Below are 1758 nucleotides of genomic sequence, written 5' to 3' on the forward strand. Positions count from 1 at the left end.
CGACGAATAATTTGTACTGAAAAGTTACTTTTTCGTAAGGTTTTTTTCGACAGTCTTGTTTTCGTGTTTTCATAAGTGACTATAATTAAATGTTTAATTTTTAGTCAACCTATTTCAGGAAAGTACCGTGAGTGAACTTGTTGCTAACGGTCTCGTATATGATTTGTTGCGTGTTATAAGCGAGTAAGTTAACAAATAAAAACCGAAATAGAAAAACCGTGAGGTTTTTCGACAGTAGGCAAGAAGCAGCTATAAATTATATACATTGTTGGCTAACGTTTTTTCTTTTTACGAACTACTCCTTTGTGTATTTATAGGATCTTTGGTTTTTCGTACGTTGTTTCGTTTTTTACTTAAATGTCAAAAAAATCTTCAAATTATTATTCCGTTTTTTTTCGCAAAGAGTATCAGTTTTGATTTTCGGCCGAAATTTCGTGACATCAGAATCGATTGATTTAAACAACTAATTTCAATTTTTTAAAATTGCGAACAGTTCAGCCGTACGTTTTGCCATTCCGCTTATCATCCAAAAGTTGAGGATTGCTATAATATTGATGTAATGATCAGAAATCGGGTAAGCCGAAATTCGTGCGTAACGTTCCGCAAGAGTAAAAAATTCCAGCGTAATGTTTTTTTATATTCAGCTTTAAATTCCAACTAAGTTTTCTGAAGCAAATAAGTACAGAACTTGGTAAAAGCCTTGAAATTGTTGACACGCGCGAAATGTTTGCTAACGTGTTTGTGTATGGTTAGTTGCGTGGTTAAGCGACTAAGTTAACAAATACTCACGACAAATAAAATCCGAAGGGATTTTCGTACGTAAGCACGGAAAAGCAATTAATTATACACGGTGTTGGCAAATCGTTATTTTTTCGATTTTGTTTTAATTTCAATAACTCCGTTTTTTCCTTTTTCTCCGTATTTTTCAATTGCAGATTCTTTCAAAACGGTAACCGATTCTATATCCTCAGGTTTGTATTTTTCAATTTCTGCTTTAGTTACTTCTTTTCCGTTTAAAATTATCAGCGGTTCTTTTTTATTTTTTTGAGTAAATTCATAACAGTTTGATACAATATCAATTCCTTCAATTGCTTGTGTCAGATAGAATTTTTCATCAAGTGGGTATCTTGATTCTTTAGTTTGGTCAATTGCCACATAAAAATACATTGACTTATCAGTTAGACTCCAATAGTCAGAACAACCTCTTGAATTCCAAGTGTTAAATTTCGGGTACTTTTCAAGAATTTTTTCCGCTGTTAAATTTGAAAGGTCAATAAAGTTTCCATCTGGTAGTTTTCCTTTAAAGTCTTTCGTTAATCTAATTTTAGAAATTAAGTCAGTATCTCTGTCTTTTTGGAAAATTATTCCATTATAAAGTATTGAAATATATCCTTTTCTATTCTCAAATCGAGCATCTTGAACAAAACCATCAGAGCACAAATCCATTTCTATTAATTCCACTTCTTTTAAATTTTCGTCTTGTTTTTTTAATTCAGATAATGTTAATTCGCAAAGTTTTATTTCTGAAAGTTCAATTGTCTTTTGTTCCGATTTTTGACCGAACAAATTGATAGTTGAAATTAAAATAATTATGGTTAAATAAATTTTCATATGTTGTTTTTCCTAATGTTTGCCAACGTGTTTCTTTAGTTTACAATAAATATATTTATATAGAAAAAGAGGAGAACTATAACGTGTTTTAGATTAGTGATCCCTTAGACGTACGAGTCCTCTCTTTCTATAAAGTTGCCAAGAACC

1 protein-coding gene is annotated in these 1758 nt (G+C 31.0%); it reads right to left on the bottom strand.

The features are described 5' to 3' along the window. Window positions 1–864: 864 nt before the first annotated feature. On the bottom strand, window positions 865–1611 hold the full coding sequence (locus ACJJVO_RS00100) for a hypothetical protein (RefSeq protein WP_405568921.1): 747 nt from the start codon (window positions 1609–1611) through the stop codon (window positions 865–867). Window positions 1612–1758 lie beyond the last annotated feature (147 nt).

The sequence above is a fragment of the Winogradskyella sp. Asnod2-B02-A genome (assembly GCF_045063645.1).
GTDB lineage: Bacteria > Bacteroidota > Bacteroidia > Flavobacteriales > Flavobacteriaceae > Winogradskyella.

What these genes read in the sequence shown, in the direction of transcription:
- ACJJVO_RS00100 (WP_405568921.1), bottom strand. Translation starts at nt 1,611, where the DNA reads ATGAAAATTTATTTAACCATAATTATTTTAATTTCAACTATCAATTTG.